The organism is Chitinophaga sp. (assembly GCF_039596155.1).
Lineage (GTDB): Bacteria > Bacteroidota > Bacteroidia > Chitinophagales > Chitinophagaceae > Chitinophaga.
In genome coordinates, this window is the sequence record NZ_JBCNKF010000038.1 from 32,960 (window position 1) to 58,108 (window position 25,149).

Consider the following 25,149-nt stretch of genomic DNA (forward strand, 5'->3'; position numbering starts at 1 on the left):
CATCAGGTATCCGAATTAAATCCGGAAATTTTAATTTTGATACAACCTCTTTTCAGTACTGAATTATTATTGCTAACTGTTTATGACCGGTTGCTTCGTCTAACCGACCAGCCAGGATATGATCTATAAGAATGCAACTGTGTGTAAGTGGTAGTAGATCCAACTCTCCTCCTGCAACTTCACGTGATTTTACCAGGTACTTTTCGAAAATTAATCCTGTTATTTACAAAACTTACATACCCTTTGACCAAAGGATAAAAATAATCACACGCTTTAGGAATAGAAGAGCTCAGCAAATCATTCCCTTTTGCAATTCTATTCCCCTCGGGAAGCTCAATTTTTATTATAGTATATTTTACATTTTTAATCAAATCAACCAATTGATTATTTATCACCTCGATGTCCAGTACATGCTCTTCCAGCGATACAACTTTGTAATCCTTAATTGACAACAACAACGTATCATCTGCCCTCATCTGACTTCCTTTTGCTGTCATTGCAGTTTCGTGCTGTTCGATAATGATCCCGTTACTGCCGTAATAATTAAGGCTTTTCAGGCTGGTAATAGCCACTATCAGAAAGGTTAGGCCCTTGAACCGTACCATAATTTAGAGTTCTTGTTTGCAAATCTGGTAACTTCAGGCTTAAGCTAAAAGCCATCTTATATATAAAAATAAGTACCTGGTAAATTTAGAACACATTTGGAATTTGGCAGATAAGATTTTTATTATCATACCGGTATCCCAATAAATATCAACTCCCCAAAAGCCCCCTTTGCTACCGGAGCTGGAAACTATGCCCTTTCCCTGCAAGTATATATTATAATAGAAGCCGGATAATTTTCACCCCGGCTGTCCCATTAGAAAATTTCACCACATCACAAAAAAAGCCGCCTTCCATCCTGATTTAAAGAAAAGATGCCCCCAAATCCCCCTCACACAAAAATGCTCAAAACCACAGCAAGTACGGCTCACTTATCAAGACCATAAAATAGCTAAAACACGCACTGAATCAACACTTAAACACCGTCCCCTTTTTCCGCCGGCAGTCAAAAAGTAGTACCAATACTCATCAAATAAAGTTGCCCGGCAATCTTAAATACTTTAAATTAAAGTAACCTTAACTTTGAATTAACAACAAATTCCCGAAAGCGCACTATCATTACACACTGTTTTAAAAAAGGTAGTCGCCTATATGAACTTTAAACGAGTAGTCGCCTAGATGAACCTTAAAAAGGTAATTGCCTATATGATTATTTGAATTTTGCGCTTGCGCACCTTTGCGTTCTGATTGTGGTATTTTCAATAGGGTTTCTTTAGCGTGTATCGTCTGGTAGCATACCACTTTACGCATTCATACAACCTGATAAAAAACTAATCACTGCCCACCGGGCCAGGACTTTCTATGTCTTTTAACATCAAGCATAATAGCAGATTGCAATGAACAATCAATTACTTTTAATGCTAGCCGTATGGCTTTCGGCCGCAAGCCCCGCCATGGCAGCTACGGGCACCCACAGTATCTATGAACAGGCTATTCGCCAGACACCTGTAAAAGGGATCGTAGTAGGACCAGACGGCACACCACTTCCAGGTGTATCTATCAAATCCGTAGCATCCAACAAAGGGACAACAACCAACGACCGGGGAGAATTCACTATCGACGCCAATCCAGGAGATCAACTTGTATTCACCTTTATTGGCTACACTCAACAAACTATTCCAGCTACCAGCGGATCTATGAAAGTGACTTTAGCCAGCAGCAATAGCCAGCTGGGTGAGGTAGTCGTAGTAGGTTATGGCAGCCAGACGAAAGCTGATGTAACTGGCGCTGTGACCCAGTTGAAAGCTGATAATATAAGGCAGGGTGCTCCTATCTCTGTAGACAATATGCTGCAGGGTAAAGTATCCGGTGTACGTATCGCTCAGTCCAGCGGTGAACCAGGTGCTGGTGTGGATGTATTTATCCGTGGTGTGGGGTCTATCCGTAGTGGTAGTACACCGCTCTTCGTTGTGGACGGTGTACCATTGAGTAACGATAACGTGAGTGCAGGCGGTCCTGATTTCGGTCTCGGTTCCTCCGAACCGAAGAACCCGCTGAACTTCCTGAACACCAGCGATATCGAAACCATGACCATCCTGAAAGATGCCTCTGCTGCAGCTATCTACGGTGCAAGAGGTTCTAACGGTGTCGTGCTGATCACTACCAAACACGGTAGCAAAGGCGCTCCTACCCTCACTTATGATATGTATGTAGGGAACTCTAAAGTGATCAAAAAACTGGATGTACTCAATGCCGCGGAATACCGCAAAGCACTGGTATCTCCGGCCTACGATCACAAAGGGAATACCGACTGGCAGGATGTAATTTATCGCAACGGGTTCCTCCAGAACCACAACGTCTCTTTCGGTAAAACATCTAACAGCGGTAGCTACCTCGCTTCCCTGTCCCGCATGTCACAGGATGGTATCGTTCAAAAAAGCAGCTTCAAGAGAACCACTGCAAGACTGAATGCAGAAGAATCTTTCCTCGACGACAAACGGCTGACGGTAAAGATGAACCTGACTGCGAGCGATATCAATGAAACAGGTATCCCTAATGGTAACACCGCAGGTTCCGATGGACAGCTCATCATTCACGCACTGATGGCGAACCCTACCCGTTCCCTGCGCGACTCCACAGGAGCTTATACCAACTTCAACATGAACGCACACTACAACCCTGCGTACCTGCTGAGCATCTGGGACGATCATACCAACACCTTCCGTGTACTGGGTAACATCGAAGCAGCCTTCAGGATCCTGCCAGGGTTGAACTACCGCTTTAACTATGGTGTAGACAAATCTACTTCTGAGCGTAACACAACTATTTACCCTAACTATACCGACAGACAACCAAGTGGTGCTTACCAGCAGAACAACCTGAAGTCCCTGACTACACTGGTTGAGCATTACCTGACTTACAACAAATCGTTCAACAAACACAACCTCGAATTACTGGGCGGTTTCTCTTACCAGAAATTCACTTTCTCTGGTACCACTTATGGCCTGCAGGGTATCGCAGCTCAGGGTGTAGGTATTGCGCCTGAGTACAACCCCGGCTATTCCGGTACTTCCACCACACCTAGCGGTTATGCACAGGAGAATGAATTGCAGTCCGGCTTTGGTCGTATCAACTACAACTACGACAGCCGCTATATGTTCACCGCTTCTTTACGTGCAGACGGTTCTACCCGCTTTGGTAACAATAACAAATACGGTTACTTCCCATCTTTCGCATTGGGCTGGACCATCTCCCAGGAAAACTTCATGAAAGACATCAGCCAGGTACAGGATCTGAAACTCCGTGCCAGCTGGGGTCAGACGGGTAACCAGGAGGTGACTAACAAAATTACACAGGCGAGCTACTCCCTCTCTGCCGGATCTGGTTATTACCTCTACAATGACCTGAACCTGGTAAATGGTGTAACGGTGAACCGTACTGCTAACCCGGACCTGAAATGGGAAATGGTTGAACAGCTGAACATCGGTCTGGACTTCACCCTCTTCAAAGGCAAACTGTATGGTTCACTCGAGTATTACAACAAGACAACGAAAGATCCAATCCTGAACATTCCTTCTGGTCCGCTCAGCCCGACCACGACAGTATGGAAAAACGTTGATGCAAGTATCGTGAACAAAGGCTTCGAATTCTCACTGGGTACCCAGCTGGTACGCACCAGAGATTTCAGCTGGACAATGGATGTAAACGGTTCTACCCTGAGTAACACCATCAAAGATCTGCCTGTATCTGAACTCTACTCCGGCAGCATCTCCGGTCCTGGTCTGTCTGGTGTAAATGCAAACATCTATAAGAATGGTTATGAAGCAGGTTCTTTCTTTATGCTGAAACACCTGGGATACGACAAAGATGGTAAAGACATTTTCGAAGACCGGAACAAAGATGGCGTTATCAATTCTGATGACAGGGAAATCTTCCAGGGTGCGCTGCCTAATTTCAACTTTGGTCTGAACAGTAACCTGCGTTACAAAGCATTTGATCTCGGCTTCAACTTCATAGGCCAGACAGGTGGTTTACTGGTCAACAATACTGCACTGGATCTGAATATCAACAGCCTTGCATCTGACCGTAACGTACTGAGAAAATTCTATGATGCAGGCGCCAGCACAACGAACCCCGTTCAGTTGTCAAGCCTGTACCTGGAAAAATCAGATTTCGTTCGCCTGGCAAACCTGCGCCTGGGTTATACACTGACTATTCCTCACCAGGATTGGCTGAAGTCACTCAACCTCTATGTAAGTGCACAGAACCTGTGGACCATCAGTGGCTACTCCGGTTACGATCCGTTGGTGAATACAACCAAAACCGTAGGCGGTAACCAGTCCCTCGGTATTGATTACACTACTTATCCTGCCGCTAAGACATTCCTGTTAGGTGCAACCGTTAAATTCTAAGAAAAATGAGAAAGAAATCGTTATATACATTTATGGGTATTGCGCTTACTGTAGCGATGGTAAGCTGTACTGACCTGAAAGAAAAAGTGATTGATGAGGTGCTGGGTTCCAACAACTCAAATCCTGAAAATGCCATAGCTGCTGCTTATGGCCAGCTGGGTAGCTCCACCTTTACAGACCATAACAACGTCTGGGGTTTACAGGAGTACCCTACAGACGAGGCCCTGCTGCCTACCCGTGGTAGTGACTGGGGTGATGGTGGTATCTATCGTGCTATTCACGAATTTACCTGGGGACCTGATAACTCCCTCGTAGGAAATGGCTGGAATAACCTGAACAGCGGTATTACCAAATCACTGACTGCTATTACCAGTGCCTACCAGGCAAATGGTAATGCAAATCAGAAACTGTTCCTCGCCGAAGCAAGAGGTTTGCTCGCATTCTATACCTTCCATACCCTGGATCTGTACGGTCAGGCACCATATAGAAACCCATATGTGGCCAATGCACCACTGGAAGTGAAAACCGCAGATACTGCGATCGATGGTCTGATCAGGGAAGTAGAAGCGATCATTCCAGACCTCGCCAACCTGAAAGAACAACGCACACACAATGGCCGTTTCACCAAACAGGCAGCTTATGCCCTGCTGGCAGATATGTACATGAACCGTGCTGTGTTTAAAAACCGTTATGGTAACAGTTTTTCCTTCACTGAAGCTGCTGTGGATGGTAACGGAACAGATATGGACAAAGTGATCTATTATACGACACAGCTGATCGATAACAACATGTTCTCTCTGGAAACAAACTATTTCAAGAACTTTGATATCGATAACAATGGCCGTCCGGAATTAATCTTCGTGGTTTCGCAGAGCATCAATAACCTGCGTAGCAGCAGTAACAGCATTGCCTACATGCCAATGGAAAGGAACCAAAAGCCTTCCGCCAAAAACAGGGGTACAAATGCAACCTGTACTACACCTACGTTCTATGCCACCTGGGACAACAACCATGACGATCCTCGTTTCTCCCGCAAGTACCAGTATGCTGACGGTACCTGGTTCAAAAACGATGGTACCGATGTGAGCGTACCTGCCACCAGCCTGGTAGCGAACAGCAATTTGCCATGGTTCCACTTTAACCGTGGTTTCCTGGCTGGTCAGCAGTATGGTCCGATCCTGCTGGCAAGTGGTTCCCTGAAAACGACCAGCGACGGCAGAATTGCAGTAGAGAAACTGTATTGTGAAAAAAACACCTCCCTGCCGATGGACTTTACGCCGGCGCTGGACTTTGATAACCCTGCACAATCTGTATTCACACAGGCAGAGATCAATCGTGGTGTACGTATCTTCAAGTTTGAGTTCGATCCTGAAAAAGATAACAGCTCCAGCAATGTAGATATTCCATTATACCGCCTGGGTGGTATATACTGTATGCGTGCAGAAGCTTATTTCCGTAACGGTCAGACCGGCCTGGCAATGGCAGACATCAACAAACTGCGTACAAGCAGGACACGTGAAGAATATTATAACAGTACACCGGGTACTGCTATCACTTCGCTGGATGCAAACACCCTGTACAATGAGATTGCATTTGAAATGTATTGGGAACAATGGAGAAGAAAATCAGCGATCCGCTTCGGTAAGTTCGAAGCAGCAGATCCAGGTAGTGCAAAACCTGCTTCTCAGCCTTACAGAAGGGTGTATCCCATCCCACAGTCTGCCATGGATGCCAGCAACGCATTCAAGCAGAACCAGGGTTACTAATTACCAGGTTTAATCATGCTATACAATAGCCCGCCATCACTGGTGGGCTATTTTTTTTGTAATTTATTTTGCGAAACCGATTGGTTTCACATATATTTGCAACCATATGGTTTCACAAACAACCTAACTCATGAGAAGAGACATATTCCAGGCCATTGCAGACCCGACCAGAAGGGCTATTATAGGATTACTGGCATTGCAGGCAATGACGCCGAACGGCATTGCAGAACACTTTCAGACCTCACGTCAGGCAGTGTCGAAGCACCTGCGGGTATTAACGGAATGCGAGGTAGTAAAGCAGGAGTATCAGGGCCGGGAGATTTATTATCACCTTGAAATCGAACGAATGAAAGAAATTGACAAATGGCTCGAACAGTTCCGCAAGCTGTGGGAAACACGTTTTGAGCAACTAGATAACCTATTAGCAAACCTCAAAAAGAAAAAGTAATGAATAAGGCAATCCTCTTTAACTTCGATGTAGACAAGGCTAACAAAAAGATCAGGGTAGAGCGGTCTTTTGATGCCCCTATAGACCTCGTATGGGCAGCATGGACAGAAGCAGACATCCTGGACCAGTGGTGGGCTCCAAAACCTTACCGGGTAGAGACGAAATCTATGGACTTCAGGGAAGGTGGCAGATGGCACTACGCCATGGTGAGCCCTGAAAATGAAAAACACTGGTGCATTTTCGACTATGAAACCATTCAACCGGAAAAACAGTATGCAGGCATCGATGCATTCTGCGATGAAAATGGTGTGGTGAATACTTCCTTTCCACGTACACACTGGACAAATAATTTCAATGCCGGGCAGGAAGATTCCACGGTAGTGACCTGCGAGCTGCAATTCAAGGCACTGGAAGACCTGGAGGCATTAGTGAAGATGGGCTTCAAAGAAGGCTTCACCATGGGCTTACAGAACCTGGATCAGTACATCAGTGCACAGTTCTACCTGCGTAAACAAAAGAAACCGGATAACCGTGCAAGGGTATGTTCTTATGTAAATTTCCCAGGTAATACGGAAGAAGCATTTAACTTTTACAGATCCATTTTCAAGACAGAATTCGTAAATGGTATACAGCGTTTGGGTGAGGTACCAGGTCAGGAAAATTTAAGCGAGGATGTTAAGAAAATGGTCCTTCATGTGGAATTGCCACTGGTGGGCGGCCATATCCTGATGGGTACAGATGCACCCAAAGAAATGGGATTCACCCTGACGCAGGGCAATAATATGCATATCAGTGTGGAACCTGCTACCAGAGAAGAAGCAGCCCGATTGTTCAATGAATTGTCCGAAGGTGGAAATGTAACGATGCCATTGCAGGATATGTTCTTTGGTGCTTACTACGGTAGCCTTACCGACAAATTTGGTATCAACTGGATGATAAACCACCAAAATATATGAAGAAAATAATCTTTAACATTCTATCTGTACTGTTCGGGCTGTTGCTCCTTAATGGCGGATTCGCCAAGTTCTTTCACTATATGCCTGAACCTAAAGATCTTCCTCCAGCGTTAGTGGCCGATAATGCCGCATTTATGGAGATCTCCTGGCTGATGCCGCTGATTGCTGTAGCAGAAATCCTGGGAGGGATCCTGATCATTATTCCAAGGACAAGGGCGCTCGGTGCGATCGTTATATTTCCTGTAATGGTGGGTGTAGCGCTCACACATGCAACGGTGGCACCCAGCGGATTGCCGATGGTGGGGGTGATCTGGGCAATATTGTTGTGGATCATCATTGAGAATTGGAAGAAATACCTGCCAATGATCAGGTAAGATCCTGCTTAAATTATAAACTATAAACGGGTATCTCCAACATCCATTGAGAGATACCCGTTTTGCCTGCTGTAATTGGCTCCTGACTACGGCGTAGCTATACTATTCTCATTCCATTATGATATTACACTCCTCACTAATTGCTTCATATTTTTCACACCAGGTCAACCAATAGTCCAGTTCCGGCTCCATAGACGGTGCATCCTCTTCTCCTCTGAACAATGCAGCAGATCCGGCTGCTATTTCAATCTGATGTTGTAAATCATCGATCCATTCCTGCCAGTACTTTACATCTCCCCTTTCATTGTATACATAATCCCACAACTTTGGCATATGTACACGGGCAGCATGCATCTGTGTAAGATCTGCTTTCTTTAATTCCTCTGCGATCTCTTTCAGCGCCGCTTCCTCTTCTTCGTCTGCATCTGTAAAGTATTTAGGATACACACCAAACGGATGCATCAGTTCATTCAAAATGTCGATATCTTTGATATGCATACCTGCGATGATAAATGAGCCAACACCCACATCCAGTCTTAACAACGCACCCTGCATTTCCAGTAACATACCATTCAGTCCGCACATAAAGGATTTGTCTATCGGGTCATTTACAAACCGTTCGTGCAACTGCATATTTACTCCCCAATAATAAACCAGGATGTCATTTAACTCGTCCACCCGGGCTGACAAGGGCACCGATCTTGTGATCTCCTGTGCCAGGCCTACCAGGATCAATCCATCCAGCAATGCCGCACCCGTGAGCCAATAGGGGCTCTCCGCCAATCCCCGGTGTTCACTTTCATCACGGTACTTTGCAAAGATATAGGCATATGGATGTGCCGCTGCATACAATACCCTGTTGAAAACAGTTATTGCCATTCCCTGGAAGATCGTTTCATCTGGTGTATTACGGAACATCCAGATCAGTTTCCAGAGTTTATCTTTGTCTATAGTTTTGATGAGTTTATTATTCCAGGTAACCTTCCTGTTTACGTACGTTTCCATAATGGAAAAGGTTTTCAGCCCTTCTTCCTGCATATCGGCAGGTGCACTTACCCAACGTCCGTTCTCACTTTCTGTCAGCGTTCCAACAGTGTTGTCTTCCGTGAGGTACCAAAAGAAGTTCTTTTCCTTTTCGGTATGGATAGCGGTGATTGAAGCGGGGACCTCATCTCCGTCTTCATCGATCTCACCACCCCTGTTCAGGGCAAAATGCCAGCCATCTTCATTGATGGCGATGCGTGTCTGATCAGGTCCGAATAAAGGTACATCCAGCAGGGTCTGGAAGTCTTCCGTGGTAATAACAAGGCGGTGGATAATTGGTTTCAACAGGGGCCGGCCTTCCTTTACCACACTGTAATAAATAAACCAGTCTTCCTGATCAAACAGTTCGTCAATTACTTTTTCTTTAATGATTTCCTTGTCATCATCATCATTAAAATCCAGCACTTTTACGTTGGCAAAATCGTCAAACTGGAAACGGTAGTCATCTGCAATAACAACCGGTGCCCAAACGTATGACTGACTGGTAAACTCGCCGTGGTTATAGATCCCCATCAGCAACTCCTGTACCGCAACGTACCCCGTTACATATACGAGCTGTCCGCCTACGATGATATTCTTCGCCTTCAGGTTGCCCAACACGATGAGTGAGCAGGCCCCATCCGTATTTTCGTTGAGGATGTTACCTTTTACAATCAGGTCTCCTGCTACTACAATGGCAAAGTAATCGGGATCGTCCAGGTCCAGCTCTTCGAGTACGGTTGTACCATTGTAAAAGAGAAATTTCAGTTCATCCCGCTCCGGCATCTTTTCCGCCATTGCCATTGGGTAGTCTTCATACCGGGCAGGTAAGTGCTGTACCAATGGCTTAATGTCCTGAAAGCCTACAATTTGCTCCGGTGGATTATTCTCCGCAGAGATCTGCTTTAAGAAAGGTCTGAACACAGGTGCATCTCCCTGTAATAGCTGCAGGAAGCGAACATCCCCCGCAAAGAGGTAGTTGTCCTCATCCAGCAGTTGCGCAGCCACTTCCGGTAAGAGGATCTTTTTCCAGTCGGTATAGTCAGCTGCCGGAATCTGCCATCCCCGGCAATACGTCGCTGCGTTGATCTTTCCTTTAATAGTGGCACCATGGTCGTCAATGATCAGCAACTCCCCATGCAGGTCACCGGATACGACTATATTACCATGGTTGTAATAGGCAACCATTACATCAGCAACGGTAACGTCGCCGTCAACGATGATCTCCGCACAACCGGCTGCAAGGCCTTTACATTGCAGAGAGCCGTTTACAAGCAGAAAAGAACTGTAGGTATCCAGTTCAAAATCGATAATGGGTGCATTAACGGTAAGGTGCCCGTTTACAATAATACCGGCAATATTTTGTTCATAGTACAGGTCATGCAGGTCTAAAAATTCGTTCAGTACAGTATCTCCTTCGTAAATCCTGACTTGTAAAGTATCCCATTGTTCTTTGAACAGGTCATAGTCAGTTGACAGGGCGTCTAGCATATCGGTTTGAAGGGCACGCCTGAGTGGCAAGGTTTTGAAGCTCACAATAATGGTTTTTATAGACTGTGAAGATAATATGTTTTAAATTTATGCCATGAGATGTTTATTGCTCCTTTTTTTGCTACAGGTGAGTGCCTGCAGTAGTCATGAATCTTTTCCCACCGGGAAAATCGTTGACACCGTAGCCTGTAAGGCTGATCCATCACAGTCATATGCTGTGTACGTACCCGCCAATACCAAAGGGGCGGTCGTCTATTGCTTTGATGCACATGGTGCAGGGGCATTGCCTTTGAAGAATTATAAGGACCTGGCAGATAAGTACGGCTATATTTTGGTGGGTAGCAATAACTCAAAGAACGGAAACGACTGGAGCACAACGGAAAACATCTGGCAGGTGCTGGAAAAAGATACCCGTGAGCGGTTGCCCATTGATAACCAACATGTCTATACACTGGGATTTTCGGGTGGAGCAAAGGTGGCAGGTTATGTGGCGTTGAATCATCCGGGTATTAAATCCGTGATTGTCAATGGTGCCGGGTTGCCGGATGGCACACCTCCGGGGAACTTTCCGTTTACTTATACTACGCTGGCGGGACAGGGAGACCTGAATCTCACAGACCTGCTGGCATATCATATGGCATTGGATAAAACGACGACGAAACATCACCTCATTTCGTATGACGGTAAACATGAGTGGGCACCAGCTACTTCGATGGATGTGGCATTTGCCGGTATAAAAGCGGATGAAGGGGCCGCACCGCCAGACTTCATGCCTAAAACCAGGACAAGGATGGAAATGGCAGTACAGGCGAATCAGTTCCTGAAAGCAGAGATGGAATGCCGGTTACTCCTCAGCTATATGCCCAATGATGCATTCTTTAAAAACCAGCTGGACTTCATCACCAGCAACCCGGCATATAAAACACAGTCACAGGAACAGATGGCCGTACTCCTAAAAGAGCAGCAGACGAAAGAAGCCTATAATGCCAACCTGGGAACAAAAGATACTGCTTACTGGCCAGCTACAATCCGTGCACTTAATGCCGGCACAAAACTTACCACGGCTGAAGGCCCCATGAATCAGCGCTTGCTGGCTTATCTGTCTTTAATGTTTTATTCTGTAAGCAATCATTACCTGGCGAGTAATGTAAATGACGTGGCAAGACATTTTGTAGATCTTTATGAACTGGCAGATCCCACGAATAGTGAGGCCAACTATTTTTCTGCTATCCTGTATGCACGTGCGGGAGATGTGGAGGATGCACAGAAAGAGTTGAAGCAGGCAGTAAAAAATGGATTTAAAGATAGAAAACGTTTTGAACAACAGCCGGAGTTTCAAAATATAAAGGCGGATTTTATAAAGTAGTGAATCAATTTAATTTCATTTTTATTTCCAAAAAAGCCAGGTCCCCGCAAACTTTTCAATGGTAACACTGTGAGGAATTATATGCTGCCAGCAGAATTTGATTCAATTTGATTCAGTTCGATTTACTAAGTTTTACAAAATAGTTTGTTTCGTATTAAAAAAAAGTTCTAGCTTTGCATCCGCAAAACTTATAACAAGCCAAAATGAAACAAGTACAACAAATAGCACAAATAATCATCGCAGACGTATATCGTCCGTGGATGATTTGCAGGGCTTATTGTACTGATAAATAAAGGATTACCTTATTCTGTATAACACAAGCCCCGCAAGCAATTGCGGGGCTTTTCTTTTTTAATCCCAACCCTGTAGAACCAATGAGAAAACTAGCAAGTATCCAAAGGATCAAAAAACTGGAACCTATCGAAGGTGCTGATGCCATAGAGAAAGCCTATGTGCTTGGCTGGCAGTTAGTCGTAAAGAAAAATGAATTTCAACCCGGAGATCTCTGCATCTACTGCGAGATTGATTGCTTAATGCCCGCAAAACCTGAATTTGAATTTTTACGTCCCAGAGGCATGCGTATTAAGACCGCAAGACTGAGAGGCCAGATCTCCCAGGGTATTGCATTCCCTCTCTCCTTCCTGCCTGCAGGATTTGAAGTGGAAGAAGGCGCTGACTGCACAGATGCACTGGGCATTACAAAATATGAACCTCCTATGCCTGCCTGTCTGAACGGCATCGCAAAAGGCGCCTTTCCCGGCTTCATTCCCAAAACGGATGAAACAAGGGTACAGGTACTGCAGGATGTGCTTGATAAATATGTAGGTGAAACGTGCTACATCACGGAAAAGCTGGATGGTAGCTCTACTACTTACTTCCTGAGCAACGGTGAGTTTGGCGTATGTAGCAGGAACCTGGAGCTGCTGGAAGATACAGAGAACAGCTTGTGGAAAGTAGCCAGGGAACTGGATATAGAAGGCAAGTTAAGATCACTGAATGGTAACTTTGCCCTGCAGGGTGAAATGATCGGTGAAGGTATTCAGAGCAATAAGATGAAGCTGAGAGGCCAGCATATCCGGTTCTTCAATGCATTTGATATTGACAACTCCGCATACCTCGATTTCGATCAGTTCACGGAGCTGATGGCGTCATTGGAACTGCACACCGTGCCTGTATTAGCGACTGACTACGCATTGGAAAATGATATCGAAGCACTGGTAAAAAAGGCGACGATGAAAAGTACGATCTGTGCTGATGCCTGGGCTGAGGGTATCGTGATCCGGCCTGTAAAGGAAAAGATAGAATTGTACAACAATCACTTTGTTCATAACAGGGTTACGTTCAAAGCGATCAATCCTGAGTTCCTGCTAAAGTATGGTGAATAGTTTTTAATGCCGGCTCCGGTAAATGATTAGTGACTTGTTTCCGTTTTAAAGTTAGTTTTAAAACATACAATGAGTGACTAATTATTCTACCGGAGTTTTTTATCTTTATCCTGATGTTATTTAAAGCCAATTATCAAATGTGAGCCAATCCTTGTTATTCAGACTTCCTGCTATAAATGCCAGGAAATTCAACGTTGGAACTGTAGCAGGTTGAAAAGGATCTCCTATTACCATCTCCCATGGCGAAAGGTCAGCCCATACTTCCCCATTCTTCAACAGGAATACTTCGGTTTCATGAATTGACATACCAATGAAGATCTTTTCTTTGTCTTCTGAAGGTATTATTTCTTCCAACCCGGGAATATTACTTATAAAATATCCTCCTTTACCCCCACTCCCAAGTTCCATCAGGTACACTTTAAATTCGTCCGGCAGTGACATTCCTGACTGTTTTTCAAATGATTCAATATCATCAGGTGTATATGTTTTTAGTACCTGTCCGGGTTCAAGTACGATCATACGGTGCCTGATCGCAATAATGCTTTCAGCATGCTCCCTGACTAAAGGATGAGCCGGATACTTAAATTGAACAAGGTGTTGTTTTTCTTCATCATATACCAGTTTTTTCTTCTCGACGATGTACCTGATCTCCCGATGTCTTCTGAGTTCATTAAAACCAGCATCTGATGCAGGAGCTGCGGCTATGATCAGATATGCTTCTTCTGCATAACCGATTTTCAGTAATAAGTGGGCATGCGTGTTTTTAAAATATGTATGATGGCCCCAGTCAGCCAGGTGGGCTACCCGGGTCATATATGCATTAGCAGTTAACTGTTGGGCTTTATCCTCCTCATCCTCCAAAGCGAACCTCCCGATCTGGTTTGCTTGCAGCGTAAATATATCGGCCAGATGAGCCCTTTTATCAGCTGTGAGGTATTCATCAATGCACTTTTTGGCCTGCGCCAGTGCAAGTGATTTATATTTTGCGATGATCTGTTTATCTGCCGCAAAGCTGGCAATATAGTTCCATAATGTGAACTTACGATCATTCAGCGTGAGGGGATCTCCCCCTAAGTCCAGCAGCGCATCGATATAAGCAATCACCTGTGTTGCATCCCTTTCAATCCCGGCCGCATCAGTAAGATCTATCGCTGCTGCCAGTTGAACAGCAGCGTCGTGCAAATGCTGATAATTTTCTATTTTAGCCAGCACCCCCATCTTCAGATCGTAAGCAGACAGGCTTAGCTGCTGCAAATTCAATCGCTCCAAAACATAATCCGTAATGATGGCCGCAATGACAATCATATCTACCCGCAACGAGATCAACCCCTTCATCCGGGCTCTTTCTGCGTGTGTAGAAGCGATTAAGCGTTTAGATATTGCTTTGTATTTTTGTACATCCAGCGTAGCTGAAGCAACATCACCTATTTCATTCCCATCATTTAACAAGGCCGCAAAAGATTCAAATGCACCAGCGGATCCCACTAACAAAGCAGGCTTATACTGCGCGCTGGCTGTTTTTAAATCTGCTAAAGTATTGTCGAGGTGATCGATGATTGCCTGATGTTCAGATTCACTCATTGGATCTGAATGAAAATAAGCCTGCATGAGCCGGGCAGCACCAATATTATAGCTTTTCTTCCAGAGGGCACCTTGCGGATGGCAGATAATAAATTCTGTACTACCGCCACCAATATCCATAACCAGGGTCGTTTGCCGGATCAGGCCTGTCGCCATGACACCATTGAAAATATAATCTGCTTCTGCTTCTCCTGTGATCACTTCTATATTAATCCCTATCGCAGCAGCTTTAGCTACAAACTCATGCCCATTATCTGCACTGCGTACCGCAGATGTAGCTACCGCTTTGATGACATCTACCTGATAGGTATCGATGATTGATTTAAATTGTATCAAAGTACGAATTCCCCTTTCCATGGCTTCAGGAATGATCATGTGCTGGTTGATCCTCCCCTGTCCTAACAATACCGGTACAGTAGTTTTATAAAGTATTTTATCTACTCCTTCCGCTATCAGCAAATGAAATGTATTGGTCCCCATGTCTATGACTGCAAGTCTCATATCATCCTCTTTAAATATTGCAAAAGATATAAAAATTCTCTTTAATTTGGGTATAAGACACACTTCTGATTATGAAATCAATTGCCGTTTTTGTTTGCTCAATGCTCTTTTGCATTCAATCGTTTGCCCAAAAGATCAGCGTCAGTTTCCCTGATAGCCTGCTTTCCACCCCCTTTAGCGGCAGCATTCTGATTTACCTCTCCAAGACTTCAAAAGAACCAAGAACTGCCTCGTCTCTGCTGGATAATTCACCTTGTACAAGAATTGATGTGAAGAATGTAAAGCCGGGAGAGTTAGTGATGCTTAAATCAGGGTTGACCTATCCTGTGCCGGCGCAGGATCTGGAACAGGGGGAGTATACGGTACAGGTAGTATGGGATCGTAACCTGGGCGGACAGTTCATTGGTCAGTCGCCCGGAAATTTATATAGTTCTCCCCGGCAGATCGTTCTCCGGCGGGAGCATCAGCAGTCTGTTAAGATAGTAGCTGACAAAGTGATTCCGGCATATACTTTCAAAGAGAGCGAATACACAAAGGAGCTGAAGGTGCAGTCGGCGTTGTTGAGTGCATTTCACCACACGCCCTGTTTCGTGAATGCAGCCATCAGGTTGCCGAAAGATTATTTTACGAACCCTACTCGAAAGTACCCTGTGAAGTTTGTCATCTTTGGATTTACTGGTAACTATCACTACCTCTCCGGGTATCCGGATCCCATGGAACCGATAGATACGATTCCCTGTATTGGCGTGTACCTGGATGGCAATTGTCCTTTGGGGCATAGTGTGTATGCGAATAGTGATAATAACGGTCCCTGGTCAGATGCGTTGATCAAAGAATTTATTCCGCAGCTGGAAAAGATGTATCGTTGTAATGGGGCGCGCTTCCTGCATGGGCATAGTAGTGGAGGATGGTCCGTGTTGTGGTTACAAACGCAGTACCCGGATCAGTTTACGGCGTGTTGGTCCAGTTCTCCTGACCCCGTGGATTTTCATAGTTTTATAAAGGTGGATCTGTATGCGCATGAGAATTTGTTTTATGATAAGGATAGTACACTACGCCCGCTGGGTACTATTGCGGGACGGGTACCATGGATTTATTTGCGGAATGCATATCAGATCGAAGCGGTGATTGACAGAGGAGAGCAGATGCGTTCTTTTGATGCGGTGTTTGGGCCGAAAGGCCCCGATAGTATGCCCTTGCGGATTGTGAATCTGAAAACGGGGGAAGTAGATACAGCGGTGTTTAATCACTGGAAGAAGTATGATATCACGCGGTATTTGACAGGGAACTGGGATAAGATTGGTGGGCAATTGAATGGTAAGATCAGGATCACGGTGGGGAATCAGGATAATTTTCTGTTGAATTATCCGATCAGGATGATGGAAGCGAAGATGAAGCCATTGAAAGCGGATATTGAGTTTGTGTATTATCCCGGGGATCATTTTACGGTGCAAACGCCCCAGTGGATCAGGGACGGGAATGAATTTTTTGAAAAAAGATATATAGACTGGTTGAAAAAATAAGTTGACGCTATAAATATGAATGAAAGGGTTGTTTCAAAATATGATTCAACCCTTTCATTTTTTATAAGGTACTCATATCGATGACAAAACGGTACAGTACATCTCCTTTTTCCAAACGGTCAAAGGCGGTATGAATATCCTGCATTTTAATCACTTCCACATCAGCAACAATATTATGTTCCGCACAGAAGTCCAGCATCTCCTGGGTTTGTGCAAGGCCACCGGCACCTGAACCAGCGACCACCTTATTGCCTGCTGCCAGACTGAAGGAAGGAATAGACCATGGTTTTGCTGGCATGCCCACATTGATGTAAACACCATTTGTTTTTAAGGATGCGATGTAAGGATTGATATCATGATCAGCGGCAACGGTGTCTATAATGAAATGGAAAGAACGTTGTACTGATTTGAATTGTTCTTCATCGGTAGTCACTACAAAATGATGTGCACCCAGTTGTAAGGCGGCCTCTTTTTTCCTGGCGGAGGTACTGAGTACAGTCACTTCCGCGCCGAAAGCTACGGCAAATTTCACGGCCATGTGGCCTAAGCCTCCTAAACCGACTATCGCTACTTTATGACCTTTGCCTATCTGCCAATTACGGATTGGAGAGTAGGTGGTGATACCAGCGCATAAGAGTGGGGCTACGCCTGCTACAGGAAGTGTATTGGCAATGCGGTGAACGAATTCTTCACGCACGACTATCAGTTTGGAATAACCGCCATAAGCCGGCGTACCATCTTTTTGAATGCTACCATATGTCTGCACCGGGCTCACCTGGCAGAATTGTTCCTGTTCATGGCGGCAGTCTTCACATTCCATACAGGCATCCACCATTACACCCACACCAGCGAGGTCGCCAACTTTGAATTTGGTAACATGGTCACCGGTTTCAATGATCTTTCCGACGATTTCATGACCGGGTACCATGGGAAAAATACCGGGAAACCAGTCGTTCCTGATCATGTGAAGGTCGGTATGACAAACACCACAGTAGGTGATTTCGATGAGGACGTCGTGGGAGGTGAGGGATCTTCTTTCGAAGGTCCAGGGAGAGAGTTCAGTGCCGGTTTGTAAAGCGGCGTATCCTTTGGTAGTGATCATGTTATTTGTTTGATGTGCCAAAGGTACAGGGAGGGGGTCGGGGGAAATTAACGGATTCAAAGTGAAAATTATAAGTTTCAAAGAATTCAATGTAGCTTATTTCTTCCGGTAAGAGGGAAGGGTGCTGACTTTCATCTTGAATGCAACTGCTACCATTTTTTTTATTTCATTTCATTGATTTTCAATTTGATATACGCATTCTTTTCCTTTCCTGAGAATATTTTCAACCACCCCTGACATACTGTTGTCATATCACCCCGATAGCTTTGTGGTATAAACTATAAACTTTAACGTTAAATTACATGATCACTCCATTCGCACACTTAAACCGGATATGCGTAACCTCCTCTTCCGGCAACGGGAATACAACCCTACCCAACAAACCTGATTTCATCATTGGCCCGGCCACCTCCCGCCCTACCTGCTATGGCAGTATCAGTCGTACCTATCCCCTTGCCGGCATCCTGAATATCCTTGTGAACTTAATAGACATAGAATAATGGAAGCAGTTACCTTTTGTCCTTCGAACAGGCAGGAATGGCGGCAGTGGCTGCAGGAAAACCATGACAGCGCACAATCAGTCTGGCTGGTATATTACAAAAAGCAGGCAAACCGCCCCACCATTACCTGGAGTGACGCTGTAGATGAAGCCCTTTGCTTTGGCTGGATCGACAGTACTGCCCGCACCATTGACGAAGAGAGATTCATGCAGTTTTTCACCCGGAGAAAAGCCAACAGTGTCTGGTCCAGGATCAACAAAGAAAAAATAAAACGCCTCACGGCTGCCGGATTAATGACAGCGGCAGGCAAAAAATGCATTGACCTGGCCCGAAAAAATGGTAGCTGGTCCATACTGGATGACGTCGAAGACCTGAAGATACCCAAAGACCTGGAGAAAGCTTTTAAAGAGAAACGGGGCTCAAAGGCTCATTTCAAGCGTTTAAGCAAATCAACCCAAAAAATTTACCTGCAAAAACTGGTACTAGCTAAACGACCGGAAACACGTTTAAAAAGGATTCAGGAAATAGTCAACTTAGGGGAGTAAACGAAATTAGTTTGCTCCCCTTTTCATATTTATTCTCAGAAATTATTAAATACTATTATTTTAACATACATTTACTCCATAAACTTTAGAAGAAATTGTCCTTTACCTATTACCTCCTACAACTAGTTGCATACGGGGTAGCACTTTTACCGTTTCGCGTATTATACCTGCTATCTGACGTAATGTACGGGCTGCTTTATTACGTGCTTTCCTACCGGAAAAAGGTAGTGATGAATAACCTGCGGGCTTCTTTCCCGGAGAAGTCGGAACAGGAACTAAAGAAGATCTGTAAAGATTTCTACCACCACCTTTGTGACATGTTCCTGGAAACTTTCAAGACACTGACCATCAGTAAAGCATCGATGGTAAAACGATGTGCGTTCACACCAGAGACCATTGCGCTCTTTAACCAGCTGGCCGATGAAAAGAAGAGTGTGATCCTCGTCATGGGGCATAAGGGCAACTGGGAATGGGCGGGTAATTCGTTCAGCATTCTCCTGCAGCAACAATTATATGTGATCTACCATCCATTGTCCAACAAGGGGATGGATGCCCTGATGTATAAAATGCGGACCCGCTTTGGGACCAGGCTTTATGCTATGCAGGATACTTTCCGGGAAATGGTAAAAAACAGAAAAGAGATCAACGCAACCGCCTTTATAGCCGATCAGTCACCACAACCAGCCACGGCACACTGGACAACCTTTTTGAACCAGGACACGCCTGTTTTTAAAGGTACCGAGAAGATTGCGCAGAAAATGAACTATCCTATTGTATATGTTGCCGTGAACAAAATTAAAAGGGGATACTATACTGTAGAAGCTTCTATGCTGATTGAAAATCCAACCAGCGAAGCAGAAGGCGTGATCACAGATATCCATACGCAAAAACTGGAACAGGACATCATCGCACAACCATCCACGTGGCTTTGGTCGCACAGAAGATGGAAACACAAACGTCAACCGCAACCGCAACAGGAAGCGGTACCGGCTATATAATTCCAATTTACACACACCACAACGTTAAAATTTAAAATCCTATGCGCGAAGGGAAAGACCTTATCCTGGCGACGAAACCATATGCCAATGAAATCAGGTCCAGGAGCTGGTACCAACTCATTACAACTTTGGGGCTGTTGATACTGGCACTGAGTGGCACTCTGGTATTGCCTTATTTTATTGCGAAACTGGCTGCGAGTATTTTTGCAGGATTACTGATCGTACGGACTTTCGTGATCTATCATGACCACCAGCACCATACGATATTGCACAATTCCAGGCTCGCAGATGCCATTTTTACTGTATTTGGCATTTATATTCTCGCACCTGCCAGTATCTGGAAGAGATCTCATGACTATCATCATAAACATAATTCAAAATTGTTCAGTGCGAGTATCGGCTCCTACCCGATTGCGACCAGGCAGAAATTTGAGCAAATGAGCCGTAAGGAAAGAAGATCCTATCTCTTTACCAGGCATCCGCTCACCATCCTGGCAGGATACCTGTCCATGTTCATGATCGGTATGTGCCTGCAGTCGTTCCTGAGTAGTCCGAAAAAGCATATGGATAGTCTGCTGGCGCTGGTATTGCACTTTTGCGGTAGTGCGGCGGTGATCTGCTGCTTTGGGTGGCAGGCCTGGGCCTTGTTTATAGTCATCCCATTTTCTATTGCCTGCTGTATGGGGGCATACCTGTTTTATGCCCAGCATAACTTTCCCGGGGTCACCTTCAATGATAATGAAGATTGGTGTTACCACGAAGCAGCATTACTATCATCCAGCTTTATGGAGATGTCACCATTTATGAACTGGGTAACGGCAAATATTGGTTATCATCATATTCATCACCTGAATGCACGTATACCTTTTTACCGGTTGCCGCAGGTGATGGCAGCCATACCTGAGTTACAACATGCAAAGACAACCAGTCTGCGGATCAGGGAGATCATTGCCTGTTTACGGTTAAAAGTATGGGACCCGCAACTGAAGCGGATGATCACCCTGAGAGAAATAACAGAGCTGAAAACACCCGCTTATAAAGTGGCCAGTCCGCAACCTTTAGGATTTTCTTAACATTTGGCTTTATGGAAAATGGATTTTCACGGAATCATGAAAGAAAATCCATTTTCCATGAGTCCAAAGTACCTGATCCCTGTTGGCACCTTTTTCTGTGCGCTGCTATTAATGGGCGCCGTTAAAAAACGTTCTGTCGCAATTGTTCCCCATTCTCCGGCCACTGCTACTTCTCCTGAAAGCAGCTATCCCTTTGATAATGATTTCGCTTCTTCCGGCAACGCTTCTTCTAAAATTATTGACGCGCCCCATGCACCACAGGCAAAAATCCAGGTAGTTTTTGCACTGGATGCCACCGGCAGCATGTCTGGATTAATTGGTGCTGCCAGGGAAAAAATATGGTCTATTGCGGGCAGTCTCGCACAGGCGGAGCCTACACCGGTCGTAGAGATCGGGTTGATATTCTACAGGGACAGGGGAGATCAGTTTATTACACGAAAGGTAGCTTTGTCTGGTGATATGGATGATGTATATGAGCAACTCATGCAGATGACGGCAGATGGTGGCGGGGACAGTCCGGAGAGTGTGAACCAGGCATTGAATGAGGCGGTGACGAAGTTTAAATGGGATACAGCAGCGAGTACCTACAAAACAATATTCCTGGTAGGCGATTGTCCGCCCCATATGGATTACAGGGATGACGTAAAGTACCCGGTCAGTTGTAAGCTGGCCAGTCAGAAGGATATTGTGTTGAATACAATATTGATGGGGGATAATTACAAAGCGAAAAAGGTATGGCAGGATATAGCACAATGTAATCAGGGGAGTTTTACGCAGGTAAATATGGATGCCAATGATATACAGGTGAACACACCTTATGATGACCAGATAGCACGGTTGTCAGACCAGTTGGATGATTCAAGGGTGTATTATGGTAACGAGGAAGAAAAGGCGGCGTATGCGGAGAAGGTGTCAAAGAGTAAATATATCAGTTCGAATGTCGCAGCAAATGTGAAAGCACAACGGGCGGAGTATAACACAACGAAATCAGGTAAGGGAGCTTATTATGGCAAGAAGGAGTTGCTGGAGAATTATAGAGACAGGTCGGTGACGGTCGAGTCTATCAAAAATGAGGAGCTACCTGCAGAGATGAAAGGAATGACGACGGTTCAAAAGGAAGCGTATTTGAAAAAGAAGGTAGCTGAGAGAGATAGTTTGAACAGGGAGCTGGCGAAATACGTAAAAATGAGACAAGCATATATAGAAAAAGATTTAAAGGGAAGAAAAGCAGAAGACGTGGACAGTTCATTTACGAACAAGATTTACAAGAGCATACAGCAGCAAACAGAGAAAAAGAAAATATACCTGAAAGCAGATGCAAAATATTAATAAAGGATAGATGTAAGATTTGAATTTTAATTTTAGGTTTTGAAACGCCCTGAAGTATACACTTCGGGGCTATTTTTTTGAAAAAGTCTGAAAGCCTTTTTCCCATACCAACACAGCAGGTAATCATTCAGGGACAGACGGATAGTACCGCTATTTATGGAAAATAGAGGCAGGCGGCAGTTCCGGCGGTCTCTCTCCCTTTATTATCTTAATATTAAATTCAGCTAAAATATCAAAAGATATGTCCATCTGAAACCACATGATTTGAACAAACTTGTCCCTTCATTAGTTATTAATAGATGCCCTCATATAGATATAAACTATTAAAATATAGAATATATTAATCGTGTTTATATCCTTAAAGTCCTAATTTTATCATCCTGGTTAACAAATAGGTAAGCATTCATTTAATACCATAAACTAAAAACAATGGGAAAAGAATCAAACGACATCAGCAAATGTCCATTCCACAATGGCAGTATGAAAAACACAGTTGCTGGTGGTGGCACCAGAAATCGTGACTGGTGGCCCGACCAACTTAAACTCAACATTCTTCGCCAGCAATCGCCGTTATCTAACCCTCTCGGTGACGAATTCAACTATGCCGAAGCTTTCAAAAGCCTCGATCTCGAAGCTGTAAAGAAAGACCTGCATGCACTCATGACTGATTCTCAAGACTGGTGGCCCGCTGACTTCGGCCATTACGGCCCGTTGTTTATCCGTATGGCATGGCATAGCGCAGGTACCTACCGCGTTACTGATGGACGTGGTGGCGCCGGCTCCGGACAGCAACGTTTTGCGCCCCTCAACAGCTGGCCTGACAACGTTAGTCTGGATAAAGCCCGCAGACTGCTCTGGCCTATCAAACAAAAATATGGTAACAAAATTTCCTGGGCAGATCTGTTGATCCTGACCGGTAATATAGCACTCGAATCCATGGGCTTCAAAACCTTCGGCTTCGCAGGCGGACGTGTAGATAAATGGGAACCGGAAGAGGATGTATATTGGGGTTCTGAAACCACCTGGCTGGGGGGCGATGTGCGCTATGCACACGGCTCTGACGGGGTGCCCAAAGAACACGGTGTACTGGTATCCGATGACAATGCCGATGGTGATATTCACTCCCGCTACCTCGATAAACCATTGGCTGCTGTACAGATGGGTTTGATCTATGTAAACCCTGAAGGACCAGATGGTAATCCTGATCCTGTTGCAGCCGCTAAAGATATCCGCGATACCTTTGGTCGTATGGCCATGAATGATGAAGAGACCGTTGCCCTCATCGCAGGCGGACACAGCTTCGGTAAGACCCATGGCGCTGCTCCTGCTACACACGTAGGGAAGGAACCTGAAGCCGCAGGCATCGAAGCCCAGGGCCTGGGATGGAGTAACAGCTATGGCTCCGGAAAAGGTGCCGACACCATCACCAGCGGACTTGAAGTAATATGGACAAAAACACCTACCCAATGGAGCAATAACTTCTTCGAAAACCTTTTCGGATTCGAGTGGGAACTGACCAAGAGCCCTGCAGGCGCTCACCAGTGGGTAGCGAAAGATGCCGATAATATTATTCCGGATGCATATGATAGTGGCAAGAAACACCGCCCTACCATGCTGACTACTGACCTCTCCCTGCGGTTCGATCCGGCATATGAAAAGATCTCAAGAAAATTCCTGGAAAATCCGGACGCCTTTGCTGATGCCTTTGCAAGGGCATGGTTTAAACTGACCCACCGTGATATGGGACCTAAGGTACTCTACCTGGGGCCAGATGCACCACAGGAAGATCTGCTGTGGCAGGATCCTATTCCGGCTGTAGATCATGAACTGGTGAATGACGCTGACGTTGCCGCACTGAAAGAAAAAATACTGGCTGCTGGTCTCACCGTTTCTGAACTGGTGTCTACCGCATGGGCTTCTGCATCTACTTTCCGCGGTTCTGACAAACGTGGCGGCGCTAATGGCGCACGTATCCGCCTGGCACCACAGCGTTACTGGAAGGTAAATAACCCTACGCAGTTACAAAAAGTGCTGGATAAACTGGAAGCTATCCGCAAAGAATTCCCTAAAACGGTCTCTATTGCTGACCTGATCGTACTGGCCGGTAGTGCAGCCATCGAAAAAGCAGCAAAAGATGCCGGACACGATATTACCGTTCCATTTACCCCTGGTCGTGGAGATGCGACCCAGGATCAGACAGATGTAGAATCTGTTGGCTACCTGGAACCTATTGCTGACGGTTTCCGCAACTATCGTAAACATAAGACAAACGCTTCCACAGAAGCATTACTAATCGATAAAGCTCAACTGCTTACACTGACAGCACCTGAGCTGACTGTTTTGCTGGGAGGCCTGCGCGTGCTGAATATTAATTACGACGGATCTGCTGACGGCGTGTTTACCACTACACCCGGACAACTGACCAATGACTTCTTTGTAAATCTGCTGGATATGAATACTGCCTGGAAAGCAGTATCTGCTGACCAGGAATTGTTCGAAGGAACTGATCGTGCTACAGGAAACGTAAAGTGGACTGCTACAAGAGCAGACCTTGTATTTGGATCTAATGCAGAACTGAGAGCGATTGCGGAAGTGTATGGAAGTTCAGATGGTAAAGACAGGTTTGTGCAGGATTTTGTGAAGGCGTGGGTGAAAGTGATGAACCTGGATAGATTTGATGTAAAGTAAGTACGTTCGGATATAGGTATAGAAAGCCTCCGGGATCCCGGGGGCT

General features: G+C 45.2%; 18 protein-coding genes. 14 read left to right on the plus strand and 4 right to left on the minus strand.

Annotated elements, in window-relative coordinates; genetic code table 11:
- Window positions 1-179: 179 nt before the first annotated feature.
- A complete protein-coding gene (locus ABDW33_RS27260; RefSeq protein WP_343693272.1) occupies window positions 180-605 on the minus strand; it encodes a hypothetical protein in 426 nt (141 codons plus the stop codon).
- 834 nt (window positions 606-1,439) lie between these two features.
- Here ABDW33_RS27260 and ABDW33_RS27265 point away from each other — a divergent pair.
- The 5 genes from ABDW33_RS27265 to ABDW33_RS27285 all read left to right on the plus strand — a co-directional run bounded on the left by ABDW33_RS27265 (window position 1,440) and on the right by ABDW33_RS27285 (window position 7,998).
- Window positions 1,440-4,454 (plus strand): TonB-dependent receptor, encoded by a 3,015-nt coding sequence (locus ABDW33_RS27265; protein ID WP_343693273.1) that lies wholly within the window; start codon window positions 1,440-1,442, stop codon window positions 4,452-4,454.
- A gap of 5 nt (window positions 4,455-4,459) precedes the next feature.
- A complete protein-coding gene (locus tag ABDW33_RS27270; RefSeq protein ID WP_343693274.1) occupies window positions 4,460-6,220 on the plus strand; it encodes a RagB/SusD family nutrient uptake outer membrane protein in 1,761 nt (586 codons plus the stop codon).
- A 130-nt stretch (window positions 6,221-6,350) separates the two neighbouring features.
- The gene (locus tag ABDW33_RS27275; RefSeq protein WP_343693275.1) at window positions 6,351-6,668 is read left to right on the plus strand and encodes a metalloregulator ArsR/SmtB family transcription factor; all 318 of its coding nucleotides are present in this window, start codon (window positions 6,351-6,353) and stop codon (window positions 6,666-6,668) included.
- The gene (locus ABDW33_RS27280) at window positions 6,668-7,624 is read left to right on the plus strand and encodes an SRPBCC domain-containing protein (protein ID WP_343693276.1); all 957 of its coding nucleotides are present in this window, start codon (window positions 6,668-6,670) and stop codon (window positions 7,622-7,624) included. The genes ABDW33_RS27275 and ABDW33_RS27280 overlap by 1 nt, the downstream gene beginning before the upstream one ends.
- On the plus strand, window positions 7,621-7,998 hold the full coding sequence (locus ABDW33_RS27285) for a DoxX family protein (RefSeq protein ID WP_343693277.1): 378 nt from the start codon (window positions 7,621-7,623) through the stop codon (window positions 7,996-7,998). The genes ABDW33_RS27280 and ABDW33_RS27285 overlap by 4 nt, the downstream gene beginning before the upstream one ends.
- Window positions 7,999-8,106: 108 nt before the next feature.
- On the opposite strand, the gene ABDW33_RS27290 is transcribed toward ABDW33_RS27285, so the two are convergent.
- Window positions 8,107-10,557: a hypothetical protein gene (locus ABDW33_RS27290; RefSeq protein WP_343693278.1), complete on the minus strand. Its 2,451-nt coding sequence runs from the start codon at window positions 10,555-10,557 to the stop codon at window positions 8,107-8,109.
- A gap of 49 nt (window positions 10,558-10,606) precedes the next feature.
- Between ABDW33_RS27290 and ABDW33_RS27295 the strand changes: the two genes are divergently transcribed.
- Window positions 10,607-11,878, plus strand: coding sequence for a hypothetical protein (locus ABDW33_RS27295; protein WP_343693279.1), 1,272 nt, complete (start codon window positions 10,607-10,609; stop codon window positions 11,876-11,878).
- Window positions 11,879-12,252: 374 nt separating this feature from the next.
- A complete protein-coding gene (locus ABDW33_RS27300) occupies window positions 12,253-13,263 on the plus strand; it encodes an RNA ligase (ATP) (protein ID WP_343693280.1) in 1,011 nt (336 codons plus the stop codon).
- Between the two features lie 120 nt (window positions 13,264-13,383).
- Here the strand turns inward: ABDW33_RS27300 and ABDW33_RS27305 are convergent, their stop codons facing one another.
- The gene (locus ABDW33_RS27305) at window positions 13,384-15,345 is read right to left on the minus strand and encodes a hypothetical protein (protein ID WP_343693281.1); all 1,962 of its coding nucleotides are present in this window, start codon (window positions 15,343-15,345) and stop codon (window positions 13,384-13,386) included.
- Between the two features lie 71 nt (window positions 15,346-15,416).
- On the opposite strand from ABDW33_RS27305, the gene ABDW33_RS27310 reads away from it, so the two are divergent.
- The gene (locus ABDW33_RS27310) at window positions 15,417-16,868 is read left to right on the plus strand and encodes an alpha/beta hydrolase-fold protein (RefSeq protein ID WP_343693282.1); all 1,452 of its coding nucleotides are present in this window, start codon (window positions 15,417-15,419) and stop codon (window positions 16,866-16,868) included.
- Window positions 16,869-16,929: 61 nt separating this feature from the next.
- Here the strand turns inward: ABDW33_RS27310 and ABDW33_RS27315 are convergent, their stop codons facing one another.
- A complete protein-coding gene (locus tag ABDW33_RS27315) occupies window positions 16,930-17,970 on the minus strand; it encodes an NAD(P)-dependent alcohol dehydrogenase (RefSeq protein ID WP_343693283.1) in 1,041 nt (346 codons plus the stop codon).
- Window positions 17,971-18,272: 302 nt separating this feature from the next.
- Here ABDW33_RS27315 and ABDW33_RS27320 point away from each other — a divergent pair, with 302 nt between their 5' ends.
- The 6 genes from ABDW33_RS27320 to katG all read left to right on the plus strand — a co-directional run bounded on the left by ABDW33_RS27320 (window position 18,273) and on the right by katG (window position 25,103).
- Complete coding sequence (locus ABDW33_RS27320; protein WP_343693284.1) at window positions 18,273-18,470, plus strand: hypothetical protein; 198 nt, start codon at window positions 18,273-18,275, stop codon at window positions 18,468-18,470.
- Entirely contained in the window at window positions 18,470-19,015 is a 546-nt protein-coding gene (locus tag ABDW33_RS27325) for a YdeI/OmpD-associated family protein (protein ID WP_343693285.1), read from the plus strand. Before ABDW33_RS27320 ends, ABDW33_RS27325 begins: the two co-directional genes overlap by 1 nt.
- A gap of 95 nt (window positions 19,016-19,110) precedes the next feature.
- Window positions 19,111-20,013 (plus strand): lysophospholipid acyltransferase family protein, encoded by a 903-nt coding sequence (locus tag ABDW33_RS27330; RefSeq protein WP_343693286.1) that lies wholly within the window; start codon window positions 19,111-19,113, stop codon window positions 20,011-20,013.
- 41 nt (window positions 20,014-20,054) lie between these two features.
- Window positions 20,055-21,086: a fatty acid desaturase gene (locus ABDW33_RS27335; protein WP_343693287.1), complete on the plus strand. Its 1,032-nt coding sequence runs from the start codon at window positions 20,055-20,057 to the stop codon at window positions 21,084-21,086.
- Between the two features lie 57 nt (window positions 21,087-21,143).
- Entirely contained in the window at window positions 21,144-22,415 is a 1,272-nt protein-coding gene (locus ABDW33_RS27340; protein WP_343693288.1) for a vWA domain-containing protein, read from the plus strand.
- A 429-nt stretch (window positions 22,416-22,844) separates the two neighbouring features.
- Entirely contained in the window at window positions 22,845-25,103 is a 2,259-nt protein-coding gene (katG, locus tag ABDW33_RS27345; protein ID WP_343693289.1) for a catalase/peroxidase HPI, read from the plus strand.
- Window positions 25,104-25,149: the final 46 nt, after the last annotated feature.